At 46.1% G+C, this 18,635-nt stretch carries 18 protein-coding genes and 1 tRNA gene; 10 read left to right on the top strand and 9 right to left on the bottom strand.

All coding sequences use genetic code 11. From position 1 onward, the window contains the following. The first annotated feature begins 110 nt into the window (after positions 1-110). From Q1B47_RS14070 to Q1B47_RS14060, 3 genes are all read left to right on the top strand, one after another. Positions 111-872 carry a helix-turn-helix transcriptional regulator gene (locus Q1B47_RS14070; protein WP_299794845.1) on the top strand — a complete coding sequence of 254 codons (762 nt, stop codon included), beginning with the start codon at positions 111-113 and terminating at the stop codon, positions 870-872. 253 nt (positions 873-1,125) lie between these two features. After that, on the top strand, positions 1,126-3,018 hold the full coding sequence (locus Q1B47_RS14065; protein WP_299794843.1) for a hypothetical protein: 1,893 nt from the start codon (positions 1,126-1,128) through the stop codon (positions 3,016-3,018). A gap of 236 nt (positions 3,019-3,254) precedes the next feature. Then, complete coding sequence (locus Q1B47_RS14060) at positions 3,255-4,010, top strand: helix-turn-helix transcriptional regulator (RefSeq protein WP_299794841.1); 756 nt, start codon at positions 3,255-3,257, stop codon at positions 4,008-4,010. Between the two features lie 89 nt (positions 4,011-4,099). Here the strand turns inward: Q1B47_RS14060 and Q1B47_RS14055 are convergent, their stop codons facing one another. After that, the gene (locus Q1B47_RS14055) at positions 4,100-4,864 is read right to left on the bottom strand and encodes a helix-turn-helix transcriptional regulator (protein WP_299794838.1); all 765 of its coding nucleotides are present in this window, start codon (positions 4,862-4,864) and stop codon (positions 4,100-4,102) included. A 177-nt stretch (positions 4,865-5,041) separates the two neighbouring features. Between Q1B47_RS14055 and Q1B47_RS14050 the strand changes: the two genes are divergently transcribed. Next, a complete protein-coding gene (locus tag Q1B47_RS14050) occupies positions 5,042-6,922 on the top strand; it encodes a hypothetical protein (protein WP_299794836.1) in 1,881 nt (626 codons plus the stop codon). A gap of 84 nt (positions 6,923-7,006) precedes the next feature. Here the strand turns inward: Q1B47_RS14050 and Q1B47_RS14045 are convergent. Beyond that, positions 7,007-7,097: transfer RNA gene (locus tag Q1B47_RS14045), tRNA-Ser, on the bottom strand. Between the two features lie 86 nt (positions 7,098-7,183). Beyond that, on the bottom strand, positions 7,184-8,443 hold the full coding sequence (punC, locus tag Q1B47_RS14040) for a purine nucleoside transporter PunC (protein WP_299794834.1): 1,260 nt from the start codon (positions 8,441-8,443) through the stop codon (positions 7,184-7,186). Positions 8,444-8,560: 117 nt separating this feature from the next. On the opposite strand from punC, the gene punR reads away from it, so the two are divergent. From punR to Q1B47_RS14010, 6 genes are all read left to right on the top strand, one after another. After that, entirely contained in the window at positions 8,561-9,463 is a 903-nt protein-coding gene (gene punR / locus Q1B47_RS14035) for a DNA-binding transcriptional activator PunR (protein WP_299794832.1), read from the top strand. Positions 9,464-9,709: 246 nt separating this feature from the next. Then, positions 9,710-10,369, top strand: a complete 660-nt coding sequence (locus Q1B47_RS14030) for a Bax inhibitor-1/YccA family protein (protein WP_299794830.1) — start codon at positions 9,710-9,712, stop codon at positions 10,367-10,369. A gap of 159 nt (positions 10,370-10,528) precedes the next feature. Further along, entirely contained in the window at positions 10,529-10,918 is a 390-nt protein-coding gene (gene tusD, locus Q1B47_RS14025) for a sulfurtransferase complex subunit TusD (RefSeq protein WP_299794828.1), read from the top strand. 37 nt (positions 10,919-10,955) lie between these two features. Beyond that, complete coding sequence (tusC, locus tag Q1B47_RS14020) at positions 10,956-11,312, top strand: sulfurtransferase complex subunit TusC (RefSeq protein ID WP_299794826.1); 357 nt, start codon at positions 10,956-10,958, stop codon at positions 11,310-11,312. Beyond that, positions 11,312-11,593 (top strand): sulfurtransferase complex subunit TusB, encoded by a 282-nt coding sequence (gene tusB / locus Q1B47_RS14015; RefSeq protein WP_299794824.1) that lies wholly within the window; start codon positions 11,312-11,314, stop codon positions 11,591-11,593. Before tusC ends, tusB begins: the two co-directional genes overlap by 1 nt. Positions 11,594-11,688: 95 nt before the next feature. Then, the gene (locus Q1B47_RS14010; protein ID WP_299794822.1) at positions 11,689-12,024 is read left to right on the top strand and encodes a TusE/DsrC/DsvC family sulfur relay protein; all 336 of its coding nucleotides are present in this window, start codon (positions 11,689-11,691) and stop codon (positions 12,022-12,024) included. A gap of 86 nt (positions 12,025-12,110) precedes the next feature. On the opposite strand, the gene Q1B47_RS14005 is transcribed toward Q1B47_RS14010, so the two are convergent. The 6 genes from Q1B47_RS14005 to Q1B47_RS13980 all read right to left on the bottom strand — a co-directional run bounded on the left by Q1B47_RS14005 (position 12,111) and on the right by Q1B47_RS13980 (position 18,634). Beyond that, positions 12,111-12,233 carry a hypothetical protein gene (locus tag Q1B47_RS14005; RefSeq protein WP_299794820.1) on the bottom strand — a complete coding sequence of 41 codons (123 nt, stop codon included), beginning with the start codon at positions 12,231-12,233 and terminating at the stop codon, positions 12,111-12,113. A 122-nt stretch (positions 12,234-12,355) separates the two neighbouring features. Then, a complete protein-coding gene (serS, locus tag Q1B47_RS14000; protein WP_299794818.1) occupies positions 12,356-13,642 on the bottom strand; it encodes a serine--tRNA ligase in 1,287 nt (428 codons plus the stop codon). Between the two features lie 18 nt (positions 13,643-13,660). Next, positions 13,661-14,035 (bottom strand): fluoride efflux transporter CrcB, encoded by a 375-nt coding sequence (gene crcB / locus Q1B47_RS13995; RefSeq protein ID WP_299794816.1) that lies wholly within the window; start codon positions 14,033-14,035, stop codon positions 13,661-13,663. Further along, positions 14,028-15,359, bottom strand: a complete 1,332-nt coding sequence (locus tag Q1B47_RS13990) for a replication-associated recombination protein A (protein WP_299794814.1) — start codon at positions 15,357-15,359, stop codon at positions 14,028-14,030. The genes crcB and Q1B47_RS13990 overlap by 8 nt, the downstream gene beginning before the upstream one ends. Positions 15,360-15,368: 9 nt before the next feature. Continuing rightward, positions 15,369-15,995 (bottom strand): outer membrane lipoprotein chaperone LolA, encoded by a 627-nt coding sequence (lolA, locus tag Q1B47_RS13985; RefSeq protein WP_299794812.1) that lies wholly within the window; start codon positions 15,993-15,995, stop codon positions 15,369-15,371. Positions 15,996-16,105: 110 nt separating this feature from the next. Beyond that, a complete protein-coding gene (locus tag Q1B47_RS13980; RefSeq protein ID WP_366873606.1) occupies positions 16,106-18,634 on the bottom strand; it encodes a DNA translocase FtsK 4TM domain-containing protein in 2,529 nt (842 codons plus the stop codon). Position 18,635 lies beyond the last annotated feature (1 nt).

Here is an 18,635-nt window from a genome sequence, read left to right as displayed (position 1 = left end):
TCACCAAGCCCTCTTTGACAATGGATATCGCCATGGGTAGTCTCGCTTCCATTAAGTTGACTTAAAATTCCGCTACAGCGTTTAACAACATTCATTAACCAGTATTTTCTATGACCAGTATTTACACAAAACCTTGCGACATCGACCCTGAACATATTCGCCTCGCCAGTGAATTTTTAGCCGAACAAGGGGTGAGTGAATTCTTTTATGGTATTACAACAAAGGCGTTAATGCCTGCAACCAACGAATTTAAAAAACTGCGTCGACGCATGCCCAAAGAGATGCTTAAGGCAAGATATGGCATCTGTTCCAGTGACAGTATAAGGATATATCGACATCGCTATCTGCAACACTTTGCCTCCGGTGATGAAGCTTACTTCGATAAAAACCTACCCGGACTAAATATTTGGCGAGATCCCGACTATAGCGGTGGAAAAGGTGAACAGTTTAAGCGCTTGATGGATGAATTTAGTATCGTCAGTCGTGCCTTGTGGCTGTTGCCAATCAAGTACAACCCTGATTGGTACGCTGTGTTTGTTATGTTTTCTCCACTGGACAGAAAAACACTAAGCCAGAAACTGAACGCTAATCGTGAGCAAATTGACTACCAACTAAAACTCTACTCCAGCCTGTTCAATGAGCAGTGCATTGCTCAACTCAATCCCATCAGCAATTTCAACTGCCTCTCTCCAAAGGCTATACAGGTGCTGGAGCTCACCGCACAAGGTTATTCATGCGAGGAGATAGGCGAAAAATTGGTGATGACAGAGAGCGGCGTGCACTATCACCAGAACCGTCTAAAAGAGCTTTTCAATGCCAAGAACCGAGCACAGCTGGTGAGTTTTGCTCACTCATTAGGGGTCTTGGATTGATCTCGATCCCCTGAAATGCTGAAACTTACCTTTCAGATTTTTATCCAGCTAAACAACTCAGTGTGAGGAGCTGTGGTTATTCTTTGCAGCTCGTCACGCTTTCCCCTCTTTTCAAATAGGCATCACAGCCTCCCCAGCAAATTCAAAATCCTGCAAATCTGACTAGGGTTTCAATTATCAAGTTTCGCTACGCTTAACTCGGCCAATTTAACTCAAATAAACGCGGATCCGATTAACACCACGAGAGATGATAATGAAAAAAATATTGAGCAGTGCGCTACTACTCGGCCTGTTAACTGGTTGTGGTAGTGACGACACCACAGAGTCACCCGTTATTCCTGAGCCGGAAAAGCCGAAATACCTCACATTGGACATTAAACCCGAAGCAAAATTCGAAGGCACCTTTAATGTTTACCTGGGCCGCTACCCCGACCCGCTCAAAGATTGGCTGCAGAGTGAAAATGCACGCGATCTCACCGGAGATGGCCATATCGATGAGCGAGATGCCCATAAAGATGGCATCTATAACCCTGAAACAAAGGCTATTGTCGTAGATGCCGCTAAGATGCATCAACTGCTAAGCACCAACCCGGATGGGCTTGGAGCAGGTAGTGCCCGAGGTGATATTTTTAAAGATGGTCATTACTCTGTGTTTGATGCACTCAGATACCTTGCCGCAACCCGCCCAGACCTTAAGCTCGAGTCAGTCATCTCACCGCAAGAGAGTGGCCGGGATACCTATGAGTTCACCCTGTCATGGGATAGCAATAGAGATGGCATATTCGATGAGCAGGATAATGATCTAAACGATAACCTGGTCAATTATGATAACTACATGGGCAAGGACTGGCATTTCCGGTTCACCTTCGATGGTGGCGACCTAACTAAGCTCAACGGCACACTAGATGGCCTCGGACCTCAGGGTGAAGTGACCTACGGGCGAATGGATCAGTTTTGGATCCAACCGGGAATGAATATCCGTTTCCAGCCTTTTTCACCTGAGATGACAAAGCGCCGACATTGGGTTCAAGACAGAGAGATGGCAAGGCTTTCAGAAAATGGCGGCAAGGTGATACTCCCCCTACTCCGTCTGGTGCCATCAATGACGCAAGCGCCTACGGATCTGATAAATTTAGAGGTGACACCTCACAACATGAGACCGGATATTTTCCAGGAAGGTGTAATAACCAAGATGGACATATTCCTTTCGGCGGCGGACACCGGCACCGATATAGCGTTTAACTACTGGCCCTCTCTGTCTACCGGTGCCGAAGTCGGTCATTTTGCCCTGTTCAGAGCACTGGATGTCGCATCTGAAGTAGGTAGAGGCTGGACTACCGCATATGGTGATATGGCGGTACAGGGAGACTTTAATGCTCACTCAAAATGTGATTTCTCATCACCCGCAGGTGGCGGCCAAGACATTGTGGTCGATCCAGAGCACTGCCGTCTGGACTGGAACTCCAACTTCGGTGGCAATGCACTGCATATCATGCCCGATGTCGGAGTAATGAACCAGCCGGTAGGCTTTGCCATGGCCGCAATTAAATCGCACTATAAACTGTTTGGCATGACTGAGTATTCAGGCAAAGAGATCATGCAGCGTGACTTTAGTCCACAGGAGGATGGCAGCGATATAATGACGCTGCAGGTATTCCCACTACCGGAGGATGGTCAGGGCCCGATACTCGAAGAGACCCATTTTGGTTGGGGGATAGCCGATTGCACCGAGTGTCATAATGAGGCTAAAGACCCTAAAGGCCATGGCGGATACAGCTGGCCGATAAACAGCAGTGATGGTTTCGACGTCACTCAGCCTTATTACTGTGCAACCTGTCATGGTAACAATGGCGCACCAAGTGGGCACGGTGAGACCGCTCGCTGCTTCTGGTGTCATGGTGGAGAGACGAAACCGGCTCACCATGGTGACGCTTCGACGCAAAGACTCTATCAAGGCGATGATATTAAGGCTAATGATTTCATCTACAATGACCCCAACGAGCTTAATGCCCTGCCCAGAGACAAAGACGGTAACTATCAGGCCTATGAGAAAGTATGGAGTTCGGTTAACTCTGATTGGAACATGAGCCGGGTGTTCCCGGACCCTTACTCCTGTATGACCTGCCATAAAAACCCGGCAGACTGATTAAAGCTCTAAATTTTATCTACTGTTCAAAATAACTCTTACGGCTAACATCCAATGGTTAAAAGAGTTTACTGGCGGTAAAATCAACAACAGGAGCCTGTATACTCTAATGTATCAGGCTCTTAAATTTCATATAATAAAAATACAGCACAGAGATTACTGTTATTTCCATACTGGCAAACGAATAATGTTGGACTTAACCGGATAACAAATACGAAAAAATTAATCTTATGGACATGATAGATACAAAACCTTGTCAGGTTTCAGCACAGCAGATACAGCTAATCCGTGACTATATGGGTCAATATGGGATCACTGAATTCTTTTATGGCATCACCACAAAAAGCAGAATGCCTCAGGGCATAGATTTTAAAAAGTTGAGCCGTCGTGTGCCAAATGAGATGCAGAAGGCCCAATACAGTGTCTTCTCCAGTGAGAAGATAAGGCGCTTCAGACACGATTACCTGCAGTCCTTTGCCCGTACCGATGCCGGCTATCAGGAGAAAAATGTCATGGGGCTCAATATCTGGCGCGATCCCGACTATAGCGGAGGTAAAGGAGCACAATTTAAGAAGTTGATGGAGCAATATGAGCTCAACAGTCGCGGGGTTTGGTACTTTCCGGTCAAATACCATTGCGACTGGACAGCCGTATTTGTCTTCTTTTCCAATCTGGAACGTCAAGAGCTGACTCAGATACTTAACGATAATATGGAGGAGATAAATGCCCAGCTGCAACTGTTTTCAAGCTCACTCAACGAGCAATTTATCACTCAGATAAACCCAATCACAAACTTTAACTGTCTGTCTGACAAGAGCTTGCAGGTCTTGGCACTGACAGCAGAGGGATATGCCTGCGATGAGATCAGTAACCAACTCATGCTTTCTGAAAGCGGTGTGAATTACCACCTCACTCGACTGAAAGAATTGTTTCATGCAAAGAATCGCGCTCAGTTGGTTAATCTGGCTCATACATTGGGGGTACTGGATTAACACGCTTATAGTCTTAAGTTCCGAATCTTTCTAAAATTGAGGGAGGAGTGATTCCCAATTCACAAGAAAAATAACACATGAACTAATCACTATATTAAGGAAGGTTGCGGCATTTCGTTGAGTATTCCCATCTGAAAGGCACGACTAATTAACTGCACCCTATTCTTAGCGCCGAATAACACCTTCATCCTATCGATATGATAGTTAACTCCCCTTTCAGTTAAATAGAGTGACTTAGCAATATCCGGACTTGAGGTGCCCTCTGCGGCCAATTGCAAAATATTAATACTTTTTGATGTCAGGCATTTAAAATTAGTGACAGGGTTTAAAAGATGTATATATTTACTGGAAAAATATTCACTATAAACCTCCAAAAGTCTCTGAATTTTGTCACCATGTTTTTCAAGCGCCTCTTTCATCTGCTGCTGACTCAGTGAAGAGTGCAAGATAAACACATTAACCCAACTCTTGTGAAATTTTGATGGTAACAACCAGGCAATACGGGTGTTAATACCGTTTTTTTCCATCAATTTTATCAGCAGAGGTTGCCCCTTATCCGGTTGTCGCCACAGGTTTGGGCCGATAACTTTCTTCTCAAAAAAGCCCTCGTCATTACCAGCAAACAGTCTAAGGTAAGTATCACGAAAGATACGAGTACCTTCATCAGAAAAAATTCCATAACAACAATTGGCCATCTTTATAGGTAACCGCTTCTCCAGTTTTCTGAAGGGATGCACCTGACCTTGGTTGATATCGGATGTTGTGCCATAAATAAAACCATTTACACCTAACACCTCCAATTGGTCCATTAAATCTTTAATGAAGTCAATTGGTATTGGGCAGTTCTCAGTCAAGTTATTCACCAAATATAAAGTCATAGAAAACAATTTAATTCTAAGTACTCCATGAGAGCATTTCACGACAGACATCACAATTAAATACGCCAAAATCTTTTAACTGTCAGAAATACCAGTGTTTGAAATGTACTACAGGTGAAAAATGCTTACTCCTTAATAATAGAGAAGTAACCGATGAACAGATTACCATTAGCGATACTCTTATCAACAATATGTGCAACAGGCTGTAGTGACAGTAACGAGGAGACAACGACCCCGACCGAGCCTACTTTACCCACTTCTCCCGCAACAGCGTACTCTACGATCGATGTGACTCCTTCAGCTAAATTTGTAGGCAATATTATCGTTAGACTCGGTGTGTTTGATGATAAATACAAGAAATGGCGCTTAAGTGGCGAAGCAAAGGATATTAATAGTGACGGGCATATCGATGAAATTGATGCTAAAGCACTTAACATTGTGAATGTGCTGGAACCGGCTATTGTTATTGACGCTGAAAAAATGAACGCCTTATTGCAAACTAACCCAGATGGACTTGGCAAAGGCACCGCAAGACCCGATATCTTCGTCGATGGTCACTACTCTGTATTTGATGTTTTACGCTATCTGGCCTTAACTCGCGAAGATATCAAATTAGACAGTATAACTCCTTACAATGAAACAGGATTAGATACATACGGATTCACTGTATCCTGGGATCAAAACGGTGACGGTATCTTCGATACACAAGATATCAATAGTTTCAACAGCCCGGACTGGCACTTTAAATTTAAGTTTGATGGTGGGGAGTTACGCAGAATAACAGGCGGTCTCGACGGCGTCGGCCCCGAAGGTGAAGCTAACTATGAACGTATGGATCAGTTCTGGGTACAGCCCGGAATGCATCTGAGGTTTCAACCCTTAAACCCAGAGATGACGGCCAGACGCAAATGGGCCATGCAGCAACAGATGAACCGTTACCAGCAGGCGGGCAATAAGGTAGTACTTCCCGAGCTGGTGGCCTCCATAGACAACGGCAAAACATATCAAACATTAGTGAAAGATTTGGAGATTAGTGCACATAATCTTAGACCCGATATTTTCCAGCCCGGCGTTATCACAGGAATTGACGCCTTTTTGTCGGCAAAAGACCTGGGACACGACTTTGTCATTAATTATTGGCCTACTGTTGCCAGTAAAGCCCCTGTAGAACATTACGCCCTGTTCAGAGTAAAAGGAACCGCTTCCAGAGTAGGTGCAGGCTGGACAACCCGTCTGGGAGAGAAAGCAACAATTACTGACTTTGCACCATTTGCAAAATGTAATTTCGGTATCGACGGGACTCCTGACGGTGAGCCTAAGGTGAGCCATAAAACGTGTTGGGAAGAGTGGAATACCTACTTCGGCGGGAACATGCTTCACCTTATGACCGATGTATGGGTGATGAATCAAGGCGTCGAGCAGATCCACCTAACCTACAAGAGTCATTATGATATCTTCGATATGGAGGAGTTCAATGGAAACTTTCCCAAAGAACGTGACTTCAGTGAAGCAAATGATGGCAGCGATATTGTAACCCTTCGTACCCTTTCACTTCCTGTTGAAGAAACATCAACACTGCCACTGTTGAAAGCATCACACTTTGGCTGGGGCATCGCCGATTGCGAAACTTGCCATAACGATAAAACCCCGAACGGCCACGGCGGTTTCCCTTGGCCTGTAAATAGTGTCGATGGCTTTGATACCGTTCAACCCTACTACTGTGCCAGCTGCCATGGCAGCAACGGGGCTCCTGAGGGACACGGTGAAACAGCTCGCTGTTACTGGTGTCACTCTGAGAACCAGCTTCCGAAGAATCATGGTGAGGCTTCTGCAAAACAGTGGATCAGTGGTGCAGAAAACCTGGAAGGTAACTGGCACAACTATACTATTCCAGCTTCGACTATTCCCAGAGATGCTGCCGGTAATTACTCTCCCTATACAGAGATCCTCAGTGCCACAAACTCCGACTGGAACATGAGTAAGTCATTCCCAGATCCCTACTCATGCATGTCCTGCCACCCAAATCCGGAGTAATGAGACATAGTATTTTAGTCAAATCTAGTTGAACACCAGACAGCAAAAAGCCCGATATCGTAAGATATCGGGCTTTTCTGAATATGGCGGAGAGATAGGGATTTGAACCCTAGATGGGCTACAAACCCATGCCGGTTTTCAAGACCGGTGCATTCGACCACTCTGCCATCTCTCCGAACGCCGCGAATAATATAGCGACTCGATAACGTTGTAAAGTCCTTATCTGAGTTTTTTGTCTAAATTCAGGAGTTCGGATAAAATTCAGTCAAGATCAAGCTCATCTTGTTTCAATGCTACCCGTGCAGGGTCCGGCATAACAAACTCATCTCTAACCTTCTCCCATGTATTGCTGTTTCTTAACTTATATCCGGCAATTACACCGAAAGAACAGATTAAGATCCCGAACCCGATAGCCACTTCGCCATAGCCCGCCCAGATAGCGACCAGACTCGAAGCACCAAAAGCGATGCTTATCTGCAGGAAATTTTGTAAACCAGCTGCCTTTGCTGCGTGCTTGGTAAACTCCTGTAGTGCACTGTTCACCACTATCGGATAGATTGCACCATTTGCACCGGCAAGGATTGAGAATGAGATCAACAGAGGAAAGATGCTGTCGAGCTTAAATATCAACGAGCAAGAGACAATCGCCACCACACACAGGCCAAAGGCTGTCAATAGAACGCTGAGTGACTTTTCTGTACCTACCTTACGAATTAAAAGCTTACTCGCATAGCCGCCTACAATAAACATGATGGTCTGCGGAATGAAACTCAAGCCTATCTCTTTAGCCTGATACCCATGTTGCTCCATAACAATCGGCCATACAGTCAAATAAGCAAAGAATGCGCCCGAACAGGCACCGAAAATAATCACATTGCCTAAATACTTAGGGTTTTTCAGTAAGCTCCAATAAGTGAGCTTCTTCGTCCCCTCCTCTGCTGTGGCCGTCACACTCTCTTCAGGCACGAACAGGGCAGTGAGTAACATTAAAAACAGGGCTAAAGCGGTTAAGATCATAAAGATACTCTGCCAGCCGCTGCTTTCGAGTACAAATGCACCCAGTAAAGGCGCTAACGCCGGAGATAACGCGACAAGAGGCATGATGTTAGAAAATACGCTCTGAGCCTTAACCGCGTCATATTTCTCGATGACAATTGCTTGCCATATCACCCCGGCACTGCAGGCTCCCAGAGCCTGAAAGAATCTCGCGATATTGAATGAGAGTACTGTTTCACTGGAGGCCAGTGAGAAGCTTGCTAACGCAAAAATCATCAGCCCTAATAGCAGTGAATTGCGTTTTCCTATACGCTGTACCAAGGGGCCATACATGAGTTGCCCTATTGCAAGACCGGCTAAGAAACTGGTCAGAGAGCCTGCAACCTGTGCAGGTGTGGCTTGCATGGTATCTTCTATCGCCTTAAACGCCGGTAGGTACATATCTGTCGCAATAAAACCGAGCATGCTGAGCAATGCAAGGTAAGCCAGAAAGAAGAAGTATTTGATGTTATTAACTGGATTCATATAAAAACTAATCTGATGTTTACTGAGGAACCGGAGTCTAAATACTTGCCAAAATGATGTGAAACGTTTATTTTTAACATCAGCCATCAATAATTTTCACAGCAAGGAACTGCTGGTATGCTTTCTGAACAATCACTCCAATTAATCGACATGGTCGCTCGTGTCGGGAGTTTCACCGCTGCAGCCAACAAGTTGCACAAAGTTCCATCTGCCGTCAGCTATGCGGTAAAACAGGTAGAAGAGCAACTTGGTGCCACATTATTTGAACGCCACCATCGTAGTGTAACCCTCACACCGGCCGGCGAGTATTTTGTAAAACAGGCCCGCTCTATCCTCACCAACATGGAAGCCATGAAAGATGATACCAAGCGTGTATCTAATGGCTGGCAACCCACACTTTCGATTGCATTAGATAACATGGTCAGGGCCGACAAGATCAGTGTGTTAATTGCAGATTTCTATCGTCACTTCACCAATGTTGAGCTGATCATTCGCATCGAAGTCTTTAACGGGGTATGGGAGTCAATTGCCAATGGACGCAGTGATATTGCTATTGGTGCGACAACGGCTATTCCTGTCGGCGGTGACTACCACTTTAAAGATATGGGTGACATAAAGTGGGCGTTTTTGGTCGGCAAGAAACACCCTTTGGCTGAGATTGACAGGCCTCTGACCGATGACGAACTACGCCAATACCCCTCGATCTGTCTCGAAGATACCTCCAGAGAGATCCCCAAGCGTATGACCTGGTTGCTGGAAAACCAACGCCGTTTGGTTGTACCGGACTGGATCAGAGCAATTAACTGTTTCAGGGAGGGATTGGGTATTGGTTATATGCCGATGCATTTTGCCGAGCCATTTATCAAAGCCGGTGTGCTGATAGAGAAAGAGCTTGTCACGGTTAAAGCCCCCAGCCCCTGTTGTCTGGCATGGAACGGCGCCAACATGTCACCTGCCATGTCATGGGTACTGGAATACCTGGGTGATAGCGATAAACTACACAAAGACTGGTTTAACTAACACAACATCTGGACATAATTAAGCTTCAATTAAGGTTCAGAAAAATAGAGGCCACACAGTCATTGAAAAACGAGTTTGTCACTTTAACCCTTTATCCAGCTGATGTATGATTCAATGACTTAAGATTTACTTGAGCACTAACCGAACGGCTATTTAGCGCCGAATGAAAAGCTAATGGAACTCTTTTCATTCCGGCTAATCTAAATGGAGGTTAGTGAACGTCAAAAAAGGTTTTCGGAGAGCAATATGACACAACAAACACTATATTCTACAGGAGCTTCCACACTGGAAGTGAATAAGCTTCTGAAAAACACCTACATGTTACTGTCGATGACATTAGCTTTCTCTGCAGTTTGTGCAGGTTTAGCCATGGCATTACAGATTGGCCCAATGCTCTCTATCGGTATGTCGCTAGGTAGCTTGGCGATCTTATTTGTAACCTTAAGAAAGGCTGACTCGGCCGCAGGCCTGTTTTGGGTATTTGCCTTCACCGGTATGCAGGGTGCTTCACTGGGTTATATCCTGAACCACTACGCCGGTATGGCAAACGGGCCACAACTCATCATGCAGGCGCTGGGCTTGACCTCAGTTGTCTTTGTCACTCTTTCAGGTTATGCCATCACGACGAAGAAAGACTTCTCATTTATGAGAGGCTTCCTGTTGGCAGGTTTGATCATCGCCATCGTCGCCGGTATCGCAAATATTTTCATCGGTAGCGGTGTAGTATTTATGGCACTGAACGCGGGTATTGCTCTGCTGATGACTGGCTTTATCCTTTATGATACGAGTCGGATCGTTAACGGCGGTGAAACAAACTATATCCGTGCAACTATCTCCTTGTACCTGGATTTCCTCAACCTGTTCATCGCACTGCTACACCTGATGGGTGTTGGTGGCGACGACTAACAAGAGATACTTTTTTGGATCGCTGGGTATTGGTTTAACCGACCTATCAATGCCAGTTCCAAAATAACATGTTTCAATAGCCGGTTTTCAGTTAGAATAGCCCCATCATAGGGGCTATTTTTTTGCCCGTTTATCTACCATCAATATAGTAATTTGTTAATGAGTAAATTCATCATTCAGGTCAACGGCGCAGCCTATGCCAGTTCGGCCAGCTATAATGCCTACCGCTTTGCCGAGGCTGCACTCGAGTCGGGACACCAAATTGAGAGGGTCTTCTTCTATCAAGATGGCGTACTCAATACCAACACGCTTAACAGCCCCGCTTCCGATGAATTTAACCTTACCGAAGCCTGGATATCGCTAAATAACAGATATGGCACTCAACTGGTCAACTGTGTCTCTGCCGCTCTGAGGCGTGGTGTCCTGTCTAAAAGTGAAGCCAGTGAGAACCAGCTCAATCAGTGGAATATGGATAAGCCATTTGAGATGGGTGGTTTAGGTGAACTTGTTACGGGTATAGAGGCCGCAGACAGAGTGATCAGCTTTTAAGCCACTGTGCTGAATGAATATTTATGAGTAAATCGAAATGAAAAAAGTCGCGATACTGTTTCGGCGAGCCCCGCACGGCTCCCCACATGGCAGAGAAGCATTAGATCTGGCACTCTTGAGTGCCAGCTTCGAGCAGGAGGTAAGTTTAATCTTCGTCGATGACGGTGTACTTAATCTTATCAAAGATCAGCAACCGGAACGTGTTGGCGCAAAAGATTATATTGCTACTTTCGGTGCACTCCCTCTCTATGATGTGGAAACGGTACTTGTCTGCGAAGAGTCTTTGGCTGAGTATGGGCTCGAATCGACACAGCTCACCATTGAAGTTGATAAGGTTTCTCCATCGGTAATAACCGAGGAGTTGTCAAAGGTTGATGAGGTCTTAGTATTCTGATGATTTTGCACCATATTCAAACATCTATAAAACAAGATAACGCGCTTGCATGCTGCATTAAATACATGGATAAACAGGACTCAATACTATTGTCCGGCAATGGCGTTAATAGCCTGCTATTGTCCACGTGGCGTGAGAGATTGGTCGGTATGAGATTGATGGTACTCAAAGACGACGTCGAAGCTCGTGGATTGAGTCAGCGGTTAAAAGATTATACCGCTATCGATTACGACACCTTCGTACAAGAGACTCTAAAACACGACAAGGTGATCGCCTGGTAGGCATCGTACTCACCTATTTTGAATAATTTTGGAGTAACTCTTTATGATTACTCACACCAGTTATGGATCGCGCAGTTCTGAGAGGTTTACAGCAGTTGAATAGTTTTGAATATAAAGGCGAGCAGATCGAAACCGATCATCAGGGTTACCTGAAGCAGGTTTCACAGTGGAATGAAGAGATTGCTGAGATCATTGCAACACAGGAGCAGATAACGCTCACCCCTGCTCATTGGGAGGTCATTCACTTTGTCCGTGACTTCTATTTAGAATACAAGACGAGCCCGGCAATACGTGTACTTGTTAAAGCCATCGGCCAAAAGTTGGGTGCCGATAAGGGAAACTCTAAGTACCTTTATACCCTTTTCCCCACTGGACCGGCCAAGCAAGCGACTAAGGTTGCCGGACTGCCAAAACCGGCAAAGTGTATCTAGTCAGAATCAGCTATTTTTAAACACCAATAAAAAACCGAGACATCAATTCAGATACCTCGGTTTTAATATTCTTGGTGACATAAAAGTCAGGTAATGTTCTCTATGACAAGTAGAGCAGCCTTCCCGAATGCAGCGAACATGATAGCGCCGAAAACACAGATGATCGCCACATAGGTAAGCCACTGAAAGTAGCGCCTACCATTATCCATTGTGTTTAATCCCTTATTTTAATTATTATTTTTAATGACTTTTTAGCTTTCTTTATTCAGTCGTCACTTGACTGCCGCCCTGAGGCACTCTCATTAAAATGAAGTGCCCGGGCATTGTGCTTTTAACCAATCTTTTCCAAACCACCCATATATGGGCGCAGTGCATCTGGAACCGTGATGCTACCATCTTCATTCTGGTAGTTTTCGATGATGGCAACCAAGGTACGTCCAACAGCGAGGCCTGAACCATTCAATGTGTGTAACAGCGCAGGCTTCTTGGCTGACTTAGCCTTATAACGTGCTTGCATGCGGCGCGCCTGGAAATCCTGCATGTTACTGCAAGATGAGATCTCTCTATATGTGTTCTGAGCCGGCAGCCAGACTTCGATATCGAAAGTTTTACTTGAACCAAAGCCCATATCACCGGTGCACAGCACAACGGTGCGGTAAGGCAGTCCCAGCTTCTGTAAAACGGTTTCGGCATGACCTGTCAACGCATCCAGTGCTGCCATCGAGTCTTCCGGTTTTACCAGTTGAACCAACTCAACCTTGTCGAACTGATGTTGACGAATCAAACCACGGGTATCACGACCATATGAACCAGCTTCACTACGGAAACATGGTGTATGAGCCGTCATTTTAATCGGTAGCTCATCTTCATCCACAATGGTATCGCGAACGATATTGGTCAATGGCACTTCCGCAGTCGGAATAAGGCTTAAACCTTGCCCCTCTTCGGTTGCAGGTTTGGTATGGAAAAGATCCTCGCCAAACTTAGGCAGTTGGCCCGTGCCAAGCAGACTCTCTTCATTGACTAACAACGGCACATAGGCCTCGGTATAACCATGCTCAGTGGTATGAAGATCCAGCATAAATTGAGCCAGAGCCCTGTTCATACGGGCAATCTGTCCTTTCATCACGATAAAACGCGAGCCGGTGATCTTAACCGCTGTTTTAAAGTCTAAACCGCCTAAGACTTCACCCAGCTCAACATGGTCTTTAACTTCAAAATTAAACTCTTTTGGCGTTCCCCAACGTCTGACCTCAACATTTTCACTCTCATCAATACCTGCAGGCACTGACTCGTCGGGAAGGTTAGGTACGCTCATGGCGATAGCATTAAGCTCTTCAAGCAGCTCGGACAACTCCTGCTTCTTAGCGTCGAGCTGTGAACCGAGATCGCCTACCTTAGCCATAATGGGTGCGACATCCTCGCCTTTAGCTTTCGCTTGTCCAATGGATTTAGATATCGCATTACGGGAAGCCTGCAGCTCTTCAGTCGCCATCTGCAGCGACTTGCGCTTTTCCTCTAACTTACTTAGACGCTCAACATCTAGAATAAAACCGCGGGTTGCCAGGCGCTCGGCCGTAGCTTCTAATTCAGTACGTAAAAATTTTGGATCTAACATGTTTTATATTCTTAATAGTTAAATGCGAGAAAAAACCAACTGCTGTCCCAGGTAGACCATGAATATACATAGACTCAGGTTCAGAGCGATATTAAAAAATGCCTTTAACCAAGCACCACCCTGAATCAATAGCAGGGTCTCATTGGAAAAAGTTGAAAATGTAGTAAGTGCCCCTAAAAGCCCAACACCAACCAATGCCTTAAGTTCAGGACTCACTTGACTGATCTGGCCCAGAGCATAAATTATACCCATCAGAAAAGAGCCGATGACATTGACTAACAGTGTACCAAAAGGAAATGCTGAGCCAAATAGCTGAAGCATTAAAATTGAGATCAGATAGCGAAAAACTGCACCTATCGAACCGCCCAGTGCAACAAATAGAATATTATTCATACCGTTTAATCTCACTGCCTGAATCGAGCAAGGCTAATTGCTCCAGTTTTGCTTTAATCCTTTTTTCAAAACCATGTTCAGTCGGGTAATAAAAACGTGAATCGGCAAGAGATTCAGGGAAATAACACTCTCCGCTTGCATAGGAGTTAGGCTCATCGTGGGCATAACGATAGCCTTCGCCATAACCAAGATCTTGCATCAACTGTGTGGGGGCATTGCGTAGATGCTCCGGCACGGCTTCCTGACCGGTTTCACGGGCTAACTGCCTGGCAGCTTTGAATGCCGTGTAGACAGCGTTACTCTTAGGTGCACTTGCCAGATAAACGATAGCCTGAGCTATCGCTCTCTCCCCTTCCGATGGTCCTACACGGTGAAAACATTCCCAGGCGTTAAGTGCAACTGTCATCGCCACAGGATCGGCATTTCCGATATCTTCTGATGCAATGGCCAGTAACCTACGTGCGATATAAAGAGGATCGCACCCTCCCTCCAGCATTCTACAAAACCAATAAAGGGCCGCATCGGGTGCAGAACCACGAATAGATTTGTGTACGGCTGATATCAGATCGTAATATTGATCGCCATTCTTATCGAAGCCGGCAAGTTGCTGCCCGGCAACCTCAATGATCATCTCTTCAGTGAAACTGCCGCCATCGGCAAGCATATCACTCATCAGCTCAATTAAGTTGAGTGCCTTTCGTGCATCTCCTTCACAGACATTAGCCAGCTTAAGCGCAATATTATCAGGGATCTTTAGCTTTCGCTTTCCTAAGCCCCGCTCTTCATCGCTCAATGCCTGTTTGACAATATGTACGATCTCATCGTTAGTCAGCTTCTTTATCAGATAGACACGGGCACGGGACAGCAGGGCGTTATTGATCTCAAATGAGGGATTTTCGGTTGTAGCACCGATAAAAATAACCGTGCCATCTTCGATGAAAGGCAGGAAAGCATCTTGCTGGCTCTTGTTAAAACGATGTACCTCATCGACAAACAGCAGCGTTCTCTGTCCCCGGGACTCGGCAACATTTTTAGCATGCTCGATAGCCGTTCGGATCTCTTTAACACCTGATGTCACTGCAGAAATTCGCTCCACATGGGCGTTAGCATAGTGTGCTACCAGCTCAGCCAGCGTGGTCTTTCCGGTGCCTGGCGGCCCCCAAAACATCATCGAATGAGCGCGCCCCGCTTCCAGGGCTTTACGAAGTGGCTTTCCCTCCCCTAACAGGTGAGATTGGCCGATATACTGAGACAGGTTTTCCGGCCGCATTCGAGCAGCCAGAGGCCTGAAATCGGGTGCAAAATCGAAACTAAAACTTGACACTAATAACCCTTAGTTAACCGTATTCAGTCGCTGATCATCGATATCGACATCATCAGGCACGGTAAATTTAAACAGTGAAGCTTCATCATCATCGATTGCGGTTTGCTCCGACAGGATAAATTGGCTTACATTACCCTGCTGATCCTGAAGTACCATCTGCGTCAGGGTGTCCTCTTCGAAGCATACATCGACAGACTGAACACCTGCATCCAGACTCTTAGGCGAGATGCTGAAACAGCCATTTTCACTGGTCACACTGTATTTAGACCAGGTTTCCTCATCACGGTGAACCAGAAGAGCAATGGGCGATGCATCGATGGCTTGATTAAGGTCCATCACTGAAACTTCTTCGGCAAAGGGGTTATAGATCCACACATCAGTGCCATCGGCAACGATTAGCGACTCATCGGGCTCAGTAAGATGCCAGTAAAATTGATTGGGATACGCCAGGGCAAATACGCCGCTTCCCTTCTGGATCTCTTTATTATTAATGTCAGTTACGGTCTGAGTAAAGTTAGCCTTTAACGTCGCGATCTCTGCTAGTTTAGCTTTTAACATTCCAGACTCGTTTGCCTGAGCATAACCAGATGCTATTAATGGAAGGCTGATAGCGAGTATTGATAAGGTCTTTCTCATTGTCTGTCCTTAAAACTGTTCATAACACCAATATCATAACGCTATTGGAGATGACTCCTGCATTGGCAGGAGATTAATATCTATTCATGCTTAGTCGTAGTGCCATCGAGCTAAAAGGTTTTCGGCGGTGGCGGTGCAAGCACTTCCCGGTTGCCGTTATGCCCCTGGGAACTCACGACACCTTGAGCCTCCATCTGCTCGATGATGCGAGCGGCTCGGTTATAACCTATCTTGAACTTACGTTGCACGCTGGAGATAGATCCTCTGCGCGTCTCAGTAACAAAGGCTACGGCTTCATCATAGAGCGCATCAGCTTCCTCTTCCGCCTCACTGGTTTCGCCCGGTAACAGTACCTGCTCCCCTTCTGTCGAGCCCTGCAGAATCTCATCGATATATTGCGGCTTGCCGCGACTGTGCCAATCGGCGACAACCGCATGAACCTCATGATCGTCAATGAAAGCCCCATGAACACGAATAGGCACACTGGTACCTGGAGGCAGATAGAGCATATCACCCATTCCAAGCAGGGTTTCAGCCCCTTGTTGATCTAAAATGGTGCGCGAGTCGATACGGCTGGATACCTGGAACGCCATTCTCGTAGGAATGTTGGCCTTAATCAGGCCCGTGATAACATCCACCGAAGGACGTTGTGTTGCGAGTATCAGATGTATGCCTGCGGCACGTGCCTTCTGCGCAATTCGCGCGATGAGCTCTTCGACTTTCTTACCGACAATCATCATCATATCGGCAAACTCATCCACAACAACGACGATAGACGGGAGTTTATCAAGCTCAGGTGCTTCAGGCTCCATACTGTCTGATGACTTCCATAGAGGGTCAAAGATTGGCTGACCGGACTCTTTTGCCTCTTTTATCTTAGCGTTGTACCCTTTCAGGTTTCGAACGCCCAGCGCCGACATCAATTTATATCGACGCTCCATCTCACCCACACACCAGCGCAGTGAGTTTGCCGCCTCTTTCATATCTGTCACGACTTCACACAGAAGATGAGGGATCCCTTCATATACAGAAAGCTCAAGCATCTTAGGATCGATCATGATAAATCGAACATCTTCCGGACCGGACTTGTAGAGCAAACTGGTGATCATCACGTTTACACCGACAGACTTACCCGAGCCTGTTGTACCGGCAACCAACAAGTGAGGCATCTTACCAAGGTCAACCACTACTGGCTCACCGGCAATATCCTGCCCAAGAACCATACTCAAATGCGACTTGCTATCTGCGAAAGTCTGGCTGTCTAATACATCACGCATATAGACAGTTTCGCGGAATTTATTGGGAAGCTCGAGGCCGACATAGGCTTTACCCGGGATAACCTCTACTACACGTACACTTTCAGCCAACAGAGAGCGAGCCAGATCTTTTGAAAGATTGGTGATCTTAGACGCCTTAACGCCCGGCGCCAACTCAAGCTCGAACCGGGTGACAACGGGACCGGGGAAAACACCCACCACCTTGGCGATGATATTGAAATCGGCAAGTTTAACCTCTACCAGCGCCCCAACCTGCTCTAACTCTTCCCGGCTGATTGGGTTTGCTTTTCTGTTGGGCACATCTAACAAGGAGATATCCGGCAATGGCGCAATAGGTTTTTTAGCCTGCTCCAGGTCTTGCCCTGGCAACACGACTATACCGTCGACAATTTTAGCTTCCTGGGAAACCTTTGGTTTAACAGGCTCTAGTTTGCCACTCGATTTTTGGCTGTCGAAATCAATCTCTTCGACCTCCTCATCGGCTGCCGAGATTGACTGGCTCAACTGCACCTCGTCATCGAATATCTCATCTTCACTGCGTAACTGAGGTTCAATTCTCTGCAACGAAGTCAATTCATCACTGCTATCTTCTTCAAAATTGTGCGGGTGAGCTTGCTCATATTCAGTTTCAAAATCCCGGTCATCGAATGTTTCATCATCAAACTCCGGAACCTGGGACTGATTACGCTTCTCCTTGAACTTGTCAAAGACCGACATGAAACCACGGGTATCTTCAGTTTCACCGGTATCACGCTTAAATCGTTCAGGCAGCGAGTACAAAAATTTAAATACCCAGATGGTTGAGAAGCCGGTAAGGTCTACTATGGTCAACCAACTGATCCCGGTGAGCAGAGTAAAGCCCGCCCCTACAAAGCAGAGCAGCAGTAAGGTCGTACCCAGCTTGTTGAAATAGGGCAACATGGCATCACGTATCACATCTCCGGCAACACCACCTGCTGAAAACTCATAGATATCATTGGCATTCATGCTACCAAGCGCGGCTAAACTGAATACAATCAACAGAAAACCAATGAGCCTCAATCCGACAGAGAAGTAATCGACTTCGAGAAGCTTATGAGTCCTCTTAAACAGTAACCAGCCTGTCAGTGCTATCACTATAGGGATGAGATAAGCCGTGTAACCAAAAAAATAGAAGAGTACATCGGCAGACCAGGCACCTACCGCACCGGTCACATTCTGAATTTCACCCTCGAAATGAGACTGGCTCCAACCGGGATCTGAGGAGTGAAAGCTGCTGAGGGCAAGTAAGACGTAGGTTGCTAGCATGCAGCAAAAAATCAGGCCCCCCTCGAGGAGACGCTGGACTCCGCTTAGCGTTTTAATACTATTTCCCTTAGACAAA

This window comes from uncultured Shewanella sp. (assembly GCF_947501225.1).
Lineage (GTDB): Bacteria > Pseudomonadota > Gammaproteobacteria > Enterobacterales > Shewanellaceae > Shewanella.
Note: the sequence above shows the minus strand (reverse complement) of the source record. Positions and strands in the feature narration are given on the sequence as shown.

Coding starts and splice junctions, on each gene's coding strand:
- Q1B47_RS14070 (WP_299794845.1), top strand. CDS start 111: ATGACCAGTATTTACACAAAACCTTGCGACATCGACCCTGAACATATT.
- Q1B47_RS14065 (WP_299794843.1), top strand. CDS start 1,126: ATGAAAAAAATATTGAGCAGTGCGCTACTACTCGGCCTGTTAACTGGT.
- Q1B47_RS14060 (WP_299794841.1), top strand. CDS start 3,255: ATGATAGATACAAAACCTTGTCAGGTTTCAGCACAGCAGATACAGCTA.
- Q1B47_RS14050 (WP_299794836.1), top strand. CDS start 5,042: ATGAACAGATTACCATTAGCGATACTCTTATCAACAATATGTGCAACA.
- punC (WP_299794834.1), bottom strand. CDS start 8,443: ATGAATCCAGTTAATAACATCAAATACTTCTTCTTTCTGGCTTACCTT.
- punR (WP_299794832.1), top strand. CDS start 8,561: ATGCTTTCTGAACAATCACTCCAATTAATCGACATGGTCGCTCGTGTC.
- Q1B47_RS14030 (WP_299794830.1), top strand. CDS start 9,710: ATGACACAACAAACACTATATTCTACAGGAGCTTCCACACTGGAAGTG.
- tusD (WP_299794828.1), top strand. CDS start 10,529: ATGAGTAAATTCATCATTCAGGTCAACGGCGCAGCCTATGCCAGTTCG.
- tusC (WP_299794826.1), top strand. CDS start 10,956: ATGAAAAAAGTCGCGATACTGTTTCGGCGAGCCCCGCACGGCTCCCCA.
- tusB (WP_299794824.1), top strand. CDS start 11,312: ATGATTTTGCACCATATTCAAACATCTATAAAACAAGATAACGCGCTT.
- Q1B47_RS14005 (WP_299794820.1), bottom strand. CDS start 12,233: ATGGATAATGGTAGGCGCTACTTTCAGTGGCTTACCTATGTGGCGATC.
- serS (WP_299794818.1), bottom strand. CDS start 13,642: ATGTTAGATCCAAAATTTTTACGTACTGAATTAGAAGCTACGGCCGAG.
- crcB (WP_299794816.1), bottom strand. CDS start 14,035: ATGAATAATATTCTATTTGTTGCACTGGGCGGTTCGATAGGTGCAGTT.
- lolA (WP_299794812.1), bottom strand. CDS start 15,995: ATGAGAAAGACCTTATCAATACTCGCTATCAGCCTTCCATTAATAGCA.